This window comes from Chryseobacterium sp. B21-037, assembly GCF_028570785.1.
Taxonomy (GTDB): domain Bacteria; phylum Bacteroidota; class Bacteroidia; order Flavobacteriales; family Weeksellaceae; genus Chryseobacterium; species Chryseobacterium proteolyticum.
Map to the genome: position 1 here is coordinate 3,262,551 of NZ_JALGCB010000001.1, position 14,761 is coordinate 3,277,311.

Annotated in this window: 15 protein-coding genes; 7 read left to right on the top strand and 8 right to left on the bottom strand. The window is 35.1% G+C overall.

Translation table 11 applies throughout. The features are described 5' to 3' along the window. Positions 1-254: 254 nt before the first annotated feature. The 7 genes from ileS to trpS all read left to right on the top strand — a co-directional run bounded on the left by ileS (position 255) and on the right by trpS (position 7,217). The gene (gene ileS / locus MTQ00_RS14455; RefSeq protein WP_273649942.1) at positions 255-3,644 is read left to right on the top strand and encodes an isoleucine--tRNA ligase; all 3,390 of its coding nucleotides are present in this window, start codon (positions 255-257) and stop codon (positions 3,642-3,644) included. Between the two features lie 59 nt (positions 3,645-3,703). Continuing rightward, positions 3,704-4,084 carry a TraR/DksA family transcriptional regulator gene (locus MTQ00_RS14460; RefSeq protein WP_034740299.1) on the top strand — a complete coding sequence of 127 codons (381 nt, stop codon included), beginning with the start codon at positions 3,704-3,706 and terminating at the stop codon, positions 4,082-4,084. 80 nt (positions 4,085-4,164) lie between these two features. Further along, on the top strand, positions 4,165-4,410 hold the full coding sequence (locus MTQ00_RS14465; protein ID WP_172281168.1) for a DUF6576 domain-containing protein: 246 nt from the start codon (positions 4,165-4,167) through the stop codon (positions 4,408-4,410). Between the two features lie 18 nt (positions 4,411-4,428). Beyond that, on the top strand, positions 4,429-4,623 hold the full coding sequence (locus tag MTQ00_RS14470; RefSeq protein ID WP_172281170.1) for a DUF2683 family protein: 195 nt from the start codon (positions 4,429-4,431) through the stop codon (positions 4,621-4,623). Next, positions 4,623-5,261: a lipoprotein signal peptidase gene (locus MTQ00_RS14475; protein WP_172281172.1), complete on the top strand. Its 639-nt coding sequence runs from the start codon at positions 4,623-4,625 to the stop codon at positions 5,259-5,261. Before MTQ00_RS14470 ends, MTQ00_RS14475 begins: the two co-directional genes overlap by 1 nt. 12 nt (positions 5,262-5,273) lie before the next feature. Further along, the gene (locus MTQ00_RS14480) at positions 5,274-5,918 is read left to right on the top strand and encodes a SanA/YdcF family protein (RefSeq protein ID WP_273649949.1); all 645 of its coding nucleotides are present in this window, start codon (positions 5,274-5,276) and stop codon (positions 5,916-5,918) included. A 330-nt stretch (positions 5,919-6,248) separates the two neighbouring features. Then, positions 6,249-7,217 (top strand): tryptophan--tRNA ligase, encoded by a 969-nt coding sequence (gene trpS, locus MTQ00_RS14485; protein WP_273649951.1) that lies wholly within the window; start codon positions 6,249-6,251, stop codon positions 7,215-7,217. A gap of 8 nt (positions 7,218-7,225) precedes the next feature. Here trpS and porY read toward each other — a convergent pair whose 3' ends face one another. The 8 genes from porY to MTQ00_RS14525 form a co-directional block, all read right to left on the bottom strand. Next, positions 7,226-8,509, bottom strand: coding sequence for a sensor histidine kinase (porY, locus tag MTQ00_RS14490; RefSeq protein ID WP_273649953.1), 1,284 nt, complete (start codon positions 8,507-8,509; stop codon positions 7,226-7,228). Continuing rightward, positions 8,509-9,180, bottom strand: coding sequence for a response regulator transcription factor (locus MTQ00_RS14495; RefSeq protein WP_273649955.1), 672 nt, complete (start codon positions 9,178-9,180; stop codon positions 8,509-8,511). Before MTQ00_RS14495 ends, porY begins: the two co-directional genes overlap by 1 nt. A 287-nt stretch (positions 9,181-9,467) precedes the next feature. Continuing rightward, positions 9,468-9,917 carry a PepSY-like domain-containing protein gene (locus MTQ00_RS14500; RefSeq protein WP_273649957.1) on the bottom strand — a complete coding sequence of 150 codons (450 nt, stop codon included), beginning with the start codon at positions 9,915-9,917 and terminating at the stop codon, positions 9,468-9,470. An 85-nt stretch (positions 9,918-10,002) separates the two neighbouring features. Then, complete coding sequence (locus MTQ00_RS14505) at positions 10,003-10,698, bottom strand: YjjG family noncanonical pyrimidine nucleotidase (RefSeq protein WP_273649959.1); 696 nt, start codon at positions 10,696-10,698, stop codon at positions 10,003-10,005. Between the two features lie 198 nt (positions 10,699-10,896). Next, the gene (locus MTQ00_RS14510; RefSeq protein WP_089028087.1) at positions 10,897-11,487 is read right to left on the bottom strand and encodes an RNA polymerase sigma factor; all 591 of its coding nucleotides are present in this window, start codon (positions 11,485-11,487) and stop codon (positions 10,897-10,899) included. Positions 11,488-11,687: 200 nt separating this feature from the next. After that, complete coding sequence (locus MTQ00_RS14515) at positions 11,688-12,179, bottom strand: hypothetical protein (protein ID WP_373428012.1); 492 nt, start codon at positions 12,177-12,179, stop codon at positions 11,688-11,690. Positions 12,180-12,264: 85 nt separating this feature from the next. Then, complete coding sequence (metK, locus tag MTQ00_RS14520; RefSeq protein ID WP_273649962.1) at positions 12,265-13,545, bottom strand: methionine adenosyltransferase; 1,281 nt, start codon at positions 13,543-13,545, stop codon at positions 12,265-12,267. Between the two features lie 233 nt (positions 13,546-13,778). Beyond that, the gene (locus MTQ00_RS14525) at positions 13,779-14,729 is read right to left on the bottom strand and encodes a LysR substrate-binding domain-containing protein (RefSeq protein ID WP_172281186.1); all 951 of its coding nucleotides are present in this window, start codon (positions 14,727-14,729) and stop codon (positions 13,779-13,781) included. Positions 14,730-14,761 lie beyond the last annotated feature (32 nt).

Genomic DNA, 14,761 nt, shown 5'->3' on the forward strand with positions numbered 1-14,761 from the left:
TTTGAAAGTGGGTTCTAGCCCATTTTTATTAATATAAGAATAATTTTAATGAATAAAGGTCATAGAAGTATCCAGTAAAAACCTTAAAAAAGCTCAATTTTGCATTTCAAAATTCACAAATAATCAATCCCTTTATTTATATTTCTGAAATTGAAGTTTTTAATAGATGATATCAAAATAAAACATATATTATAAACCGACAAAAAATCACTAAATTTGCCAACTTAATTAATCAACGATATTGAGATAATACAATGAGTCAATTTAAAGAATACAAAAACCTCAACCTTATTGATATAGCCGACAATGTTTCGGAATTTTGGAAACAAAATAAAACCTTCAATAAAAGTGTTGAAATTCGCGAAGGTAGCCCTGAGTTTGTATTTTATGAAGGTCCGCCTTCAGCAAACGGTATGCCCGGGATTCACCATGTAATGGCAAGAGCGTTGAAAGATATTTTCTGCCGTTACCAGACTCAGAACGGTAAACAGGTTTTCCGTAAAGCGGGTTGGGATACACACGGGCTTCCTGTGGAGCTTGGTGTTGAAAAGGAATTAGGAATTACGAAAGAGGATATTGGCAAAAAGATTTCTATTGAAGATTATAATAAAGCATGTCGTGAAGCGGTAATGCGTTATACAGACGTGTGGAATAACCTTACAGAAAAAATAGGATATTGGGTGGATCTTGATGATCCATATATTACCTATAAATCAAAATATATGGAGACCGTTTGGTGGTTACTAAAACAATTATACAACAAAGAGTTGTTGTATAAAGGTTATACGATCCAGCCTTACTCTCCAAAAGCAGGTACAGGACTTTCTTCGCATGAGTTGAACCAGCCCGGAACATACCGTGATGTTTCGGATACTACCATAGTAGCTCAATTCAGAGTAAAAAAAGAAACCAGTGATTTGTTCAACGATGTAGAAGGTAATGTAGACATCTTGGCCTGGACCACTACTCCATGGACGCTGCCGTCAAATACAGCTCTTGCTGTAGGAAGAGACATTGAATACGTTGTTGTTAAAACTTTCAACCAATATACTTTTGAGCCTGTAACGGTTGTGTTGGCAAGAGTTCTTTTGGAAAAGAACTTTGGTAAAAAATATTCAGCAGGAACAGCGGAAGATTTTGCCAACTATACATCGGAGAGCAAAACAATCCCTTACCAGATTCTGAAAGAGTTTAACGGAGAAAAGTTAGCAGGAACTCAGTATGAGCAGCTCATCCCATGGTTTACGCCGTCTGAAACCCCTGAAAAGGCATTCAGAGTGATCATCGGTGATTTTGTGACAACTGAAGACGGTACCGGTATCGTTCATATCGCTCCTACTTTTGGTGCGGATGACGCCAGAGTTGCTAAAGAGGCAGGTATTCCTCCAATGTTGGTAAAAGATGAAAACGACAATCTTGTTCCGTTAGTAGATCTGCAGGGTAGATTTATAAGAGGAGAAAATGTTCCGGAAGTATTCTCAGGAAAGTATATCAAAAATGAATATTATGATGACGGGACCGCTCCTGAAAAATCTTGGGATGTTCATTTGGCAATTGTATTAAAAGAAGAGAATAAAGCTTTCAAAGTAGAGAAATACGTCCACAGTTATCCTCATTGCTGGAGAACTGACAAACCTGTATTATATTACCCATTGGATTCGTGGTTTGTAAAAATGACAGCCGTAAAAGACCGCCTGGTGAATCTGAACAAGGAGATCAACTGGAAGCCAAAAGCTACCGGAGAAGGACGTTTTGCCAACTGGTTAGAAAATGTTAATGACTGGAACCTTTCACGTTCCCGTTACTGGGGTATTCCATTACCTATCTGGAGAACGGATGACCTGAAAGAAGAGATAGTAATCGGTTCTGTAGAGGAACTATACAACGAGATCGAAAAATCCGTTGAAAAAGGATTCATGAAAGAAAATCCTTTCAAAGGGTTTGAAATAGGAAACATGACGGAAGAAAACTACTCTTTGGTAGATCTGCATAAAAATGTGGTGGACAAAGTTGTTTTGGTATCTGCATCAGGAAAACCTATGAATCGTGAAAGCGACCTGATCGATGTATGGTTTGACTCAGGCTCTATGCCTTATGCCCAATTGCATTACCCTTTTGAAAATAAAGAATTAATAGATAATAAAAAGGCCTTTCCGGCGGACTTCATTGCCGAAGGTGTGGATCAGACCCGTGGTTGGTTCTATACCCTTCACGCAATCGGAACAGCCGTTTTTGATTCAGTTGCTTATAAAAATGTTATGAGTAACGGACTTGTTCTGGATAAAAACGGTCAGAAAATGTCTAAGCGTTTAGGTAATGCGGTAGATCCGTTTGAAACTCTTTCCGTTTATGGCCCGGATGCTACACGTTGGTACATGATCTCCAACGCAAATCCTTGGGAGAATTTGAAATTTGATATTGAGGGCATCGATGAGGTAAGAAGAAAATTCTTCGGAACCCTTTATAATACTTATTCCTTCTTTGCATTATATGCGAATGTGGATGGATTCAATTACTCAGAAAAGGATGTGGAAAACCGTCCGGAAATAGACAGATGGATCCTTTCTGAACTGAACCTTTTAATTAAAGAGGTTAAAGCATTCTACGAGGATTATGAACCTACAAGAGTGGCAAGAGCGATAAGTAATTTTGTAAATGACAACTTAAGTAACTGGTATGTAAGATTATGCAGAAGACGTTTCTGGAAAGGAGACTACTCCGATGACAAGATCTCCGCTTACCAGACTTTATATACATGTCTTGAGGTAGTTGCTAAATTATCTGCACCAATTGCTCCGTTCTTTATGGATCAGTTGTATCAGGATCTGAATAAGGTAACAGGAAAAGAAAACTGTGATTCAATACACCTTACAGATTTTCCGGTTGCTGATGAAAGTTTAATCGATCAGGATCTGGTTGAAAAAACCCATTTAGCGCAGCAAATCACAAGCATGGTATTCTCTCTTAGAAAAAAAGAGAATGTAAAAGTACGCCAGCCTTTACAAAAGGTATTGGTTCCTGTATTAGATTCCAAAGCTGAAGAACAGATTCTTGCAGTTGCGGAACTGATCAAACAGGAAGTGAATGTAAAAGAATTACAATTAATCAATGCAGAAGAAGCTTCTCATTTAATTGTAAAGCAAATTAAACCGAACTTTAAGGCATTAGGCCCTAAATTAGGGAAGGATATGAAAGTAGTTGGAAATAAAATTGCTAATTTCTCATCAGAACAAATTGCTGATTTAGAAAAAGAAGGCAAAATAGCTATCCAAGGTTACGAAATAACAATGAATGATGTTGAAATTTCAACAAAAGACATTCCGGGATGGACAGTGACTTCTGATGGAAAAACAACTGTGGCATTAGATTTGACGTTGACAGACGAGTTGAAATCTGAAGGTGTGGCAAGAGAGTTCATCAATAGAATTCAAAACCTGAGAAAAGACAAAGACTTCGAGTTGACAGACAGAATAAATATCTTCATAGAAGAAAATTCACCATTCCTTGATAATATCAAGAAAAATGAAGAATATATTTCTGCAGAGGTCTTGTCAAATAAAATAGAAATTGTATCTTCACTTTCAAATTTTAACGAAATTGAGATAGATGAGGTTAATTTTAAGGTAAATGTTGAAAAAAATTAACATATAGTTATTGCATTTCAAATTCCATTTCATAATTTTATTAAAAAAGAGAAAAGAACATGTCAGACGAAAGAGTAAGATATAATGATTCTGATTTACAAGAGTTTAAAGCGATCATTAAAGAAAAAATAGAAAAAGCAGAAAAAGATTTACAACTGATAAGAGAAAGCTTTATCAATGACCAGAATAATGGGACTGATGACACATCGCCTACATTCAAAGCGTTTGAAGAAGGAGCTGAAACTCTTAGTAAGGAACAAAACTCGATCTTAGCAGGAAGACAGGAAAAATTTGTCCGTGATCTTAAGAACGCTTTAATCAGAATAGAAAATAAAACGTATGGTGTTTGCAGAGTAACAGGGAAACTGATTCCAAAAGAAAGACTATTGGCAGTTCCTCATGCTACCTTAAGCATCGAAGCGAAAAATATGCAGAAATAACCGTAAGGTTTGTAAAATAAATTTGGGTTTATATTGTATTAGCAGTAATACTTTATAAACCTAATTTTTAATTTATATCCATGAGCGAATATTTAATTTTAGGGTTGATCCTGATTGTGGTTTTATGGTTTTTCAACAGGGAGAGGATTAAGAATAAATTCTTTCCTGATCAGCACAAGAACTATACAATAGACGATCAGTTTAATTCCGATAAACGCGAAAGGGAAAAAGAAATTGACAAACTTTTAGGTAAGATGGGCAAAAACGGCATCAATGATCTTTCTCCAAAAGACAGAAAAAGACTTGACGAATTATCTAAGAAGTAAAAATCTAAATCCAGAACAATGGAATCTATAATAGTACATCCCAAAAATCCTATGGAGCTGAGTGCACTGAAAAGTGTTCTGAAGGAAATGAACATTAAATTTGAAAAGGCTCATGTTAAAAGTTCATTTAACGGACAAAAAGTGATCAAGAAAGCAAGCGATAATAAAAATGTAAAACCGGCTGCAAAATCCTCAAAACCTAAAGGACAGTAATGAAAAAGATATTAGCTATTACATTTTTGGTATTGTTAATCGACCAGGCTTCAAAAATATATATAAAAACTCATTTCAACCTTGATGATAGCGTTTCCGTTCTTCCGGGTTTCAAGCTTACTTTCGTAGAGAATCCAGGAATGGCTTATGGACTTCACTTTGGCGGTGTTATAGGTAAATATTTCTTAGTTATTCTAAGAATATTCCTGATCGGAGGGATGATTTATATGTTCAAAAAATGGCTTCAGCAGGGAGCCTCCAATTATCTTATCATTCCAATGGCTGTAATTTTTGCAGGAGCCATCGGTAATCTTATCGACGGAATGTTTTACGGGTTAATTTTCGATAGCGGCACCGTTTATGATCCTAGCATCGACCGCTGGATCGGATACGGAGGTATTTCGAAAATAGCTTCTGCAGGACAAGGATATTCGTCTTTCATGAGAGGCTGTGTAGTGGATATGCTTCACTTCCCACTGGTAGACTGGAATGTACCGGAAAGCTTCCCTCTTATTGGTGGAAAGCACATTGAATTTTTCAAATATATCTTTAATGTCGCGGATTCTGCCATTACTGTAGGAGCCATATTATTATTGATTTTCAGAAAAAAGGCCTTTCCAAACGGACTGGAATTTTAGAAAATAATACAGATGAAAAAACTGATTAAAAATACTCTTAAAATTTTCCTGCTTCTTCTCGTAGCAGGAATTATTTTTATTGCCTTTGCCAACTATAATATCAAAAAACAAAGTGCCCCATACATTTCAGATAACTTATCAGTATTACCTTCGACCAAAACAGCAATCCTCCTTGGAACAAGTAAAACACTAAACAGCGGTATGCCCAATGCATACTTCTACAACAGAATACAATCCGCTATAGATCTCTATAAAAGTGGTAAGATACAATACATTATTGTAAGTGGAGATAACAGTACTGCGGACTATAATGAGCCTGAGGATATGCAACTTGCTTTAATGAAATACGGAATTCCAAAGGATAAAATAATTCTGGATCACGCAGGTTTTAGAACACTAGATTCTGTAATCAGAGCTAAAGAGATTTTTGGACAAACCAGATTCATCATCATTTCCCAAAAGTTCCACAATGAAAGAGCCGTATTTTTAGCCCGTAAAAACGGAATCGAAGCCTATGGTTATAATGCAAATGATGTGAATAAATATGCGGGTTTAAAGACCAATCTAAGGGAGTATATTGCTAAAACCAAAGTATACTGGGATCTTTTATTTGGGGTACAACCGAAATTCGGTGGGGAAAAGATTGTGATTCAATAGTTTTTGTGTCCCCAGATTTTGAGGATTGAGCATATTTTTATTTTAAATTAATTTTAACTTTGGGCTAAAGCCATACGGATGATCATTTTTTTTGAAAGCGGACTAAAGTCCGCTCCTATTGATCCTTCTTTTTTGTAAAAAATTCCCGAGATTTATCCAAAAATCTTTTAATCTTTTAATCTTTTAATCTTTTAATCTTTTAATCTTTTAATCTTTTAATCTTTTAATCTTTTAATCTTTTAATCTTTTAATCTTTTAATCTTTTAATTATTATTCCCGCCAAACCTCGTAAATTTGTGGTTCGTTAATTTTTATAAATAATAAAACAAAATGTCAAGAATTCTTACCGGCATTCAAGCCACCGGAACACCGCACCTTGGAAACTTATTGGGTGCTATTATTCCTGCTGTTGAACTATCGAAACAGGAAGGAAATGAATCATTTTTATTCATCGCTAATCTGCATTCATTAACTCAGATAAAGGATGCAAAAGAGCTGAAACAAAATACCTACGAGATTGCTGCGGCTTGGCTTGCTTGTGGGCTGGATACTGAAAAAACATTTTTTTACAGACAGAGTGATATCCCTGAAACCTGTGAACTATCTTGGCATTTATCATGTTTTTTTCCTTATCAGAGATTAACCCTGGCGCATTCATTTAAGGATAAAGCAGACAGGCTTCAGGATGTGAATGCCGGTCTTTTTACTTATCCTATTTTAATGGCTGCAGATATTTTATTGTACGATGCAGAAATAGTTCCAGTAGGAAAGGATCAGCTTCAGCATTTGGAAATTGCCCGGGATGTAGCCTCAAGGTTTAATAATCAGATGGGAGAGGTACTGGTACTTCCTCAGGCCGAACTTCAGGAAAATACAAAATATGTCCCTGGAACAGATGGTCGTAAAATGTCTAAATCCATGGGAAATATTATTAATATTTTCTTACCGGATAAAGAACTGAAAAAACAGGTGATGAGCATTGAGACAGATTCCAAATCATTGGAGGAACCGAAAGATCCTGAAACCGACAAAGTATTTGCAATTTATCAATTGATTGCAACTCCTGAACAGACAGAGGAGCTAAGAGCAAAATATCTTGTAGGAAACTTTGGATATGGACATGCAAAAACAGAACTTTTAAACCTGATTACCACTCGTTTCCAGAAGGAAAGAGAAACATTTACCTACTATATGACCCACCTGGATGAATTGGAAGCAAAACTTCAGGAAGGTGCTGCAAAAACAAGAGTGATTGCAGTGGAAACCATTAAACGTGTAAGGGAAAGTCTAGGACTTTAATATATAGGCTAACTTTTATTCTTTGACAGAATGAAGCTATGCATTCCGTCTTCAAAATCATAAACAATATCCCATCCGGGATATTGTTTTATTATGGTTTTAATGATAGAAAGTCCCAATCCGGTAGAACTGCTGTCCGTGCTTTGCTTAAAAAACCTGTTGAAGATTTTTTTTCCATCCAGAGGATTCATTGATCCGGTATTCTGAAAAATCATCCTGCCCTTTTCGGTAATAATATTTAAAATTCCATTTTGATGGTTATACCTGACTGCATTTTTAAGTAAATTAGAAAGTAAAATATTGGCTAAGTCAGGGCTGAAGATAGTTTCAAATATTTCTTTGTCCAACAGGTTTACTTTAATCTCTTTGTATTCTATAAAATCTTCATAGCTATTGACCAGCTCTTTGATCATCGCAGTAAAATTTACATGGGACAAAGTACTGAACTGATTGTTCTCAATTTTAGACAGCATAAGCAGTGATTTATTCAGGCTTGCCATCCTTCCCAGATCATTCTTGATGTCAGTAAAGAAATTCATATCCTTTTCATCAAACTGATCATTCTGTATTGCCAGATCTATTTTATTGATTGCAATTGCCAAAGGTGTCTGCAATTCGTGAGATGCATTTTCAATAAACTGTTTTTGTTGATTAAAGGCGAGCTCGTTACGATCAATCATTTCGTTGATCTCTCTATCCAGCTCTTCAAACTCTTTGATGGAATATTTTGGAGACTCTTTATCAGAAGAAATCCCAAACTGATATTTTTTGAGCTTATCCAGAATACGGTAAAAAGGCTTCATCGCTTTGTGAAGCAAAAATCCGTTGATCCCGATAATACTTACTACCAATAACAGGTACAAAACAATCAGAGCTGTTGTAAGGTCATATACCAGCTCATCTTCTTCTACCGTGGACGTTCGGATAGTCAATTTCTGATACTTTCCAAACTGGTCTATAAAATCTGTCTCAAGAACTCTGTAAGGCTGCTCTTCATCATCGTATTCCATGTAATACATCTTATTAAAAAGCTTGTTCTTTTCCTGATGCTCTGCTGCAGAAATAGGATTGATCTTAAATTCATTAAAACCAAACTCATTATTCTTTAACAAGTGCTCATCCAGATATACTGCCTTAATAATCTGTATTTTTCTGTTTTTCAATCCATCATCCACATTATCATACACTTCGTCCAGAATATAGGCGTAAAATAATGCCGCCCACACTGCAATGATCAATAGCAGAATGGTTATCAGGTATTTTATGGTATAATATTTCAGAGAAACTTTCATTATACAAATTTATATCCTATTCCGTAAATCGCCTGAAAATCAGCTTCAGCGCCTAACGCTTTAAGCTTTTTACGAAGGTTTTTTATCTGTGAATAAATAAAATCCAGGCTATCCGCCTGATCAATATAATCGCCCCAGATTGCTTCTGCAAGCATTGTTTTTTGTAATGTTTTTTCAGGATGTATCACGAAATAATACAAAAGATCATACTCCTTACGGTTAAGGATCAATTCTTCATTACCTATCTTTACTTTTCTGTTGTCAGGATCCACAAAGATGTTTTTATAAGTGATTATATTCTCTCCATCCTGATTTTTCCTTCTGATGACCGATTTAATCCGGGCCATCAATTCTGCCAGGTGAAAAGGCTTGGCAAGGTAATCATCTGCCCCTATTTCCAATCCGCTTACTTTATCGTCGACAGAATCTTTTGCAGAAAGGATGATTACAGGATCTTTTTTGTGCATACTTTTAATTTCTTTAAGAAGATCCATCCCACTTCCGTCTGGCAGCATAATATCCAGGAGAATACAGTCATATTCATATGAAATGATTTTATCCAAACCTGAACTATAGTCAGAAGCGGACTCTACTATAAAGTGCTGTGCTTCAAGAAAGCTTTGCACGGTATTTCTTAATTCCGCCTCATCTTCAACAAGTAAAATTTTCATAGTAAGTATTATTCTGACTTTCTGATCAAATATATAAAATTATAACCTCCTGTTCCCGGGAGGCTATAATTTATCAAGATTAAAAATTATTTGTGATAGAACTACCATCCACATGAAAACTAAGCGTTTGCCCATTCAGCACATGGATTTTGTATTTATTCTTTATATCTTTTACCGATTCAATGATCATACATGGATGGTATATAGTAAGAAAAGTAAGTATATTTCTTCGGCTTTCTTTGTTGATTATATTCCAATTTACCATAACATAAAAATTTAATATAGTATTAGTCATCAATCTTACTAAAATTCCCATTTTTGTCGAATTTCAGGTCAACGCCATTGGATAGTTCAGCTTTATAAGACCATCTTTCTTTTTCAATTTTTATAATCGAAGTGTTTGGAAAGCTTTTAACCACATAATTTCTTATACCTGCAGGAATAAAGCCATACGGGAGCTTCTGATGCTTACCATCCACTTCCTTCCAGTTTCCCTGGCTGTCAAACTCTATTTTCACACCGTTGGAAAGGTATACTTTGTATTCGTCTACTCCATATATTTCACGGTCCTCTATAACGGAACCTACTGCAATACCTTTAAAATTTCCTGCCAGAAACTTCTTTGCAGTAACAGGTAATTGATTGGGACTGATTGCTCTATCCTGTGCAAATATGAAACCTGCTGATAAAACTAAGATAAAGGTTAGTAAGCTGGTGATTTTCTTTAAACTTTTCATAATATAAAATTTTATTCATTTATTATGAAGCAAAATTCTATATTAATTTAGGAAAGAATTAGGAAAAAAATGTAAGCAGCAAATTTTAAAGATATTCTTTGATTTGAAGAAGATGCTTAATGGTCTTTACATTTTCTTCTGTCCGGTTTTCGTTCAGGACATCAAAGAAAATAACATCCATTCCAAAATTCATGGCTCCTACCGCATCTGCAATCCAATCATCCCCTATCAAGATACTTTCTTCCTTATTCGCGTGTGCACGACCTAAAGAATACTCAAAAATTTCAGGATTAGGTTTCCTCACCCCCACTGCATCAGCACTGGTGATCGTATTAAAATAATGATCAATCCCTGAAAGTATACATTTTCTTTCCGTGACTTCCTTAAAGCCATTGGAAATAATGTGCATTGTATATTCTTTTGATTTTAGATAATCAAGAACATACAAAGCTCCCTCTACCAGTTCATTGTGATTAAGAATTTTATCCAGAAAGTGTTCTTCAAAATAATCTGACAACTGCTCATCTTCAACTCCAAAATGTTTAAAAGTATTAAGAAAACGGTGTTTTCTTAAATATTCTTTACCTATTATGCCGTCTCTGATTTTTTCCCATAAGCTCTCATTGATTTCATGATACACTTCATGAAATTCCTCGAAATCTATATTGTATTTGAGTGTTATTTCCTGCTTTTCGAAAAGATCCCTGATGGTAAGGTAAGCGTTCTTGCGATGATCCCAAAGCGTATTGTCCAGGTCAAAAAAAATGTGCTGAATTTTCATACAGCACAAAATTAATACTTTAATTTTTAGAGATCGAATAATTTTTATCTTTGATTTTTACTATTCCAAGATTTTTTGAAAAGTTGAGTAGAAAATCAACAGTTTGTTTTTTTGGTTTCAAAGTTTTCACTTTTAAGGAATCATTTTTTTTCATAGGCGAAACATGTTTATCCTTAAAACGGGAATTTTTTATAATTATTATCTGGTAAGGATAATATTATTCTCTTCCATGATTTTTCTCAGGTTGATCAGCGCATACCTTACACGTCCCAATGTAGTGTTAATGCTCATATCCGTGTGATCTGCAATCTCTTTAAAGCTCAACCCATCAAAAAATCTTAACTTAATAACCTCTTGCTGATTCTGAGGCAGGTATTGCAGCATTCGCAATAAATCTTCCTGAATCTGATTAGTCACTAATTGATCTTCAATATTTTCTGAAGGCTCTCTGATTAAATCGAAAATAGAATATTCGTCAGTTTCAAAAGTTGTTTCCGAAACCTTGATATTTTTCGATTTCAATCTGAAATGGTCAATAATAAGATTATAGGCAATTCTTTTAGCCCAAAGAATAAATTTTCCTTCTTCGTTATAACGTCCTTCTTTCAACATCACGATGATTTTCATGAATGTATCCTGGAAAACATCATTAGCTAGGTCTTCATCATTAATTTTGTAAAAAATGAATGTAAACAATTCTCTCTGATGACGATGAATAAGAGTTGATAAAGCTCCTTCGTCTCCTTTTTGGTAAAGGGAAATTAATACGCAATCCGATTTTGATTTCATGACTTTCTTCTCAATATAATATATATTTGCCGACAGTTTTTCTTCCAGATATTTTATCTGGTTTTAGCTGTAAATACAAAACAGTTTTTCAGAGTAAAGTCCAATCAATAAGCAGTTCGTTTATTTATGGATGTAAATATAATAAAATTTTAATAACTGTTAACCTATTATTAATATTTAGAAAAAATTTTTAAAAAAAATCACTTAAACATATCATGAATGAAGACAGTTGGGATATTTAATGTAAAATTTACATTCACTCCTTTTAGCTGTTTTCCGTTCAATTCAGCGTCTCCAAAGGGAAAAGCATACCCTGCAGTTAAATCCAACAGCCCGAATAAAGTAACCCCTACTTTGGGTGCAATATATTTATTGGTCCCTTCAACTCCTGCTAAAAAATAATAAGAGTGATAAAAATCTACATTTTTTTCAAAATTAAGCAAGACATCTGCCTGAATTTTGGGCATGATGGCAAATTTAGAATTAGTGGAACCCATTAATGCGGAAGCTCCTAATCTGTAAATAACATCGTCATTCTTAAGGAAAAGTAATTTTCCACCCAATTCTCCGAAGCTTTGGTTTTGATATGTATATCCAACACTAATCATTTTGTGCATGGTATATTGTGCACTTGCGTAGGTGGATAAAAAAAATATGGATACAACCGTTATTACCCATCGGAAATTCATCATCTTTTTATTTATTTAAGGTGTAAAATTAAAAAAAACTGCCTTATCTTGTTAAAGATAAAGCAGTATAAATATCTTAAAGAAAAAATTAAATACCAAATGCTGTTTTAATCTCTTCTACTTTGTCTAATTTCTCCCAGGTGAAGAATTCCAGGTCTTTAAGCGTAAGCTCATTTTTATGACCTTTATTAAACGTTTTATCAGCAATGTAGTGTTCTTTACCCATATGTCCGTAAGAAGCTGTTTCCTGATAAATAGGGTTTCTTAATTTCAGATTTTCTTCAATTGCGTAAGGTCTCAGATCGAAAATTGCAGAAACTTTCTTCGCAATTTCCCCATCATGAAGATCTACTTTTGAAGTCCCATATGTGTTGATATACAGACCACAAGGCTCAGCAACACCAATTGCATAAGAAACCTGCACCAATACTTCATCTGCAACACCTGCAGCTACAAGGTTTTTAGCAATATGCCTTGTTGCGTAAGCAGCACTTCTGTCTACTTTTGAAGGGTCTTTTCCGGAAAATGCCCCACCTCCGTGAGCTCCTTTTCCACCGTATGTATCCACAATGATCTTTCTACCTGTAAGACCGGTATCACCATGAGGACCACCGATTACAAATTTCCCGGTAGGATTGATGTGATATTTGATCTGATCGTTGAATAAAGCTTTGATTTCCTCCGGCTGTTGAGCCACTACTCTTGGGATCAGGATATTTTTGATATCCTCACGGATCTTGTTCAACATTTCTTCTTCGGCTCCAAAGTCATCATGTTGAGTAGATACCACGATAGAGTCAATTCTTACCGGTTTATGATCGTCAGAATATTCAATAGTCACCTGGCTTTTCGCATCAGGACGTAAATAAGTAATTTCTTTATTTTCTCTTCTTACTGCAGAAAGCTCTTTTAGAATAGTATGTGCAAGGTCAAGCGCCAAAGGCATATAATTAGCGGTCTCATTAGTAGCATAACCAAACATCATTCCCTGGTCTCCTGCACCTTGTGCATTAGCCTTGCTTTCAAAAGTCTCATCTGCTACTTTTCTATCAACCCCCTGATTGATATCCGGTGATTGCTCATGGATCGCAGAGATTACCCCGCAAGAGTCTCCATTGAACATATACTCTCCTTTTGTATAACCTATTCCATTGATTACTTCTCTGGCAATGGTCTGAACATCAAGATAAGCATCCGACTTAACCTCTCCTGCCAATACTACCTGTCCGGTAGTAACAAGTGTTTCACACGCTACTTTTGAGGATTTATCGTATGCTAGAAAATGATCAATCAAAGCGTCAGAAATCTGATCCGCAATTTTATCAGGATGCCCTTCTGAAACGGATTCAGATGTAAATAAATAAGACATATTATTCTTTGTTTTATTAGATTAAAAATATGAGGAATAACGTGAATAATTGCATGGAAAGCTCAAAAAGAATACTGTTTTAGCTTTTTTTTATAGAGGTTGCAATCAGGTCAAATTTTTCCTCGTTTGTAAACAGGGGCAAAGTTAAGGACTATTTTTCAATAGCCAAAACTTTTAAGAAATAATTATAAATTTCTTGAAACAAGCGATTTATCCCGATTGAGTATAAAAAACTATTGTGGTTTTATGCTTACGAAATCTTTTGGACTTTCATTATAATTAAGTCTTTCTTTTAAAGAAGACTGGATTGAAGAAGACAATTCGTCAATAATCTTTTGTTTGAAAGTCGGTTTGTAATAAATGATGCTTATTTCCCTGTAAGGGAAAGGCTTCTTAAATCTGAAAACTTTACCTTTCTGCTCTTCAGAAAGCTGGCTTAAAGCCAATTCCGGCAGAATACTTATTCCTCCTACCTTATCAACCATATGAACCAGTGTCTGGATATTGGAAGCAAGGAAGTCGAGATTTTTTGGCTTGAGTGTATTTTCTTTCAGATGACAAATGTTTTCAAACTGATTTCTCAAACAGTTCCCTTCTTCCAGAAGCCATACTTTTTCAACATTAAGCTCCTCAGGAATAATATAGGAATTCTTTTTATTAGCTTGTGTATCAGAGCTGTAGATCATCAGCTCTTCATTGAACAGAAAATCCTGATAGAATTCATCCGCCGTATCATACGGAGTTGAAATAATTCCAGCATCCAGTTCCCCAGCCTTTAAAGCCTTGATAATACTGTCTGTTGTCATTTCCTTCACGTTCATCTGAATTTTAGGATTCTCATCAAGGAATTTAAAAATTTCTGTAGGTAAAATAAAGGAAGATACTGTAGGAATAATTCCCAGGTTAATTGTTCCTCCTAAAATGTTATTAAGCAGGTTTGCTTTATTTCTCAGCTCATTGACAGATTCTATAATCACCTTCGCCTGATCAATGATCTGAAGCCCTACATCTGTGGTACGGATCGGGTGCGTAGTCCTGTCGAACACCTTTACATCCAGTTCATCCTCAAATTTCTGTATCATCGCACTTAGTGTAGGTTGCGTAATGAAGCATGCTTGAGCTGCTTTCCCAAAATGTTTGTACTTATCTACAGCGATAAGATACTCCAATTGCTGAATGTTCATCTGATTAATATTATCTATTACAAAGATATGAT

Bases quoted from the DNA above. Each gene is read 5' to 3' on its own strand.
- MTQ00_RS14465 (WP_172281168.1), top strand. From the start codon at position 4,165: ATGAGCGAATATTTAATTTTAGGGTTGATCCTGATTGTGGTTTTATGG.
- MTQ00_RS14470 (WP_172281170.1), top strand. From the start codon at position 4,429: ATGGAATCTATAATAGTACATCCCAAAAATCCTATGGAGCTGAGTGCA.
- ileS (WP_273649942.1), top strand. From the start codon at position 255: ATGAGTCAATTTAAAGAATACAAAAACCTCAACCTTATTGATATAGCC.
- MTQ00_RS14510 (WP_089028087.1), bottom strand. From the start codon at position 11,487: ATGAAATCAAAATCGGATTGCGTATTAATTTCCCTTTACCAAAAAGGA.
- MTQ00_RS14505 (WP_273649959.1), bottom strand. From the start codon at position 10,698: ATGAAAATTCAGCACATTTTTTTTGACCTGGACAATACGCTTTGGGAT.
- MTQ00_RS14525 (WP_172281186.1), bottom strand. From the start codon at position 14,729: ATGAACATTCAGCAATTGGAGTATCTTATCGCTGTAGATAAGTACAAA.
- MTQ00_RS14460 (WP_034740299.1), top strand. From the start codon at position 3,704: ATGTCAGACGAAAGAGTAAGATATAATGATTCTGATTTACAAGAGTTT.
- porY (WP_273649953.1), bottom strand. From the start codon at position 8,509: ATGAAAGTTTCTCTGAAATATTATACCATAAAATACCTGATAACCATT.
- MTQ00_RS14515 (WP_373428012.1), bottom strand. From the start codon at position 12,179: ATGATGAATTTCCGATGGGTAATAACGGTTGTATCCATATTTTTTTTA.
- MTQ00_RS14480 (WP_273649949.1), top strand. From the start codon at position 5,274: ATGAAAAAACTGATTAAAAATACTCTTAAAATTTTCCTGCTTCTTCTC.
- trpS (WP_273649951.1), top strand. From the start codon at position 6,249: ATGTCAAGAATTCTTACCGGCATTCAAGCCACCGGAACACCGCACCTT.
- metK (WP_273649962.1), bottom strand. From the start codon at position 13,545: ATGTCTTATTTATTTACATCTGAATCCGTTTCAGAAGGGCATCCTGAT.
- MTQ00_RS14500 (WP_273649957.1), bottom strand. From the start codon at position 9,917: ATGAAAAGTTTAAAGAAAATCACCAGCTTACTAACCTTTATCTTAGTT.
- MTQ00_RS14495 (WP_273649955.1), bottom strand. From the start codon at position 9,180: ATGAAAATTTTACTTGTTGAAGATGAGGCGGAATTAAGAAATACCGTG.
- MTQ00_RS14475 (WP_172281172.1), top strand. From the start codon at position 4,623: ATGAAAAAGATATTAGCTATTACATTTTTGGTATTGTTAATCGACCAG.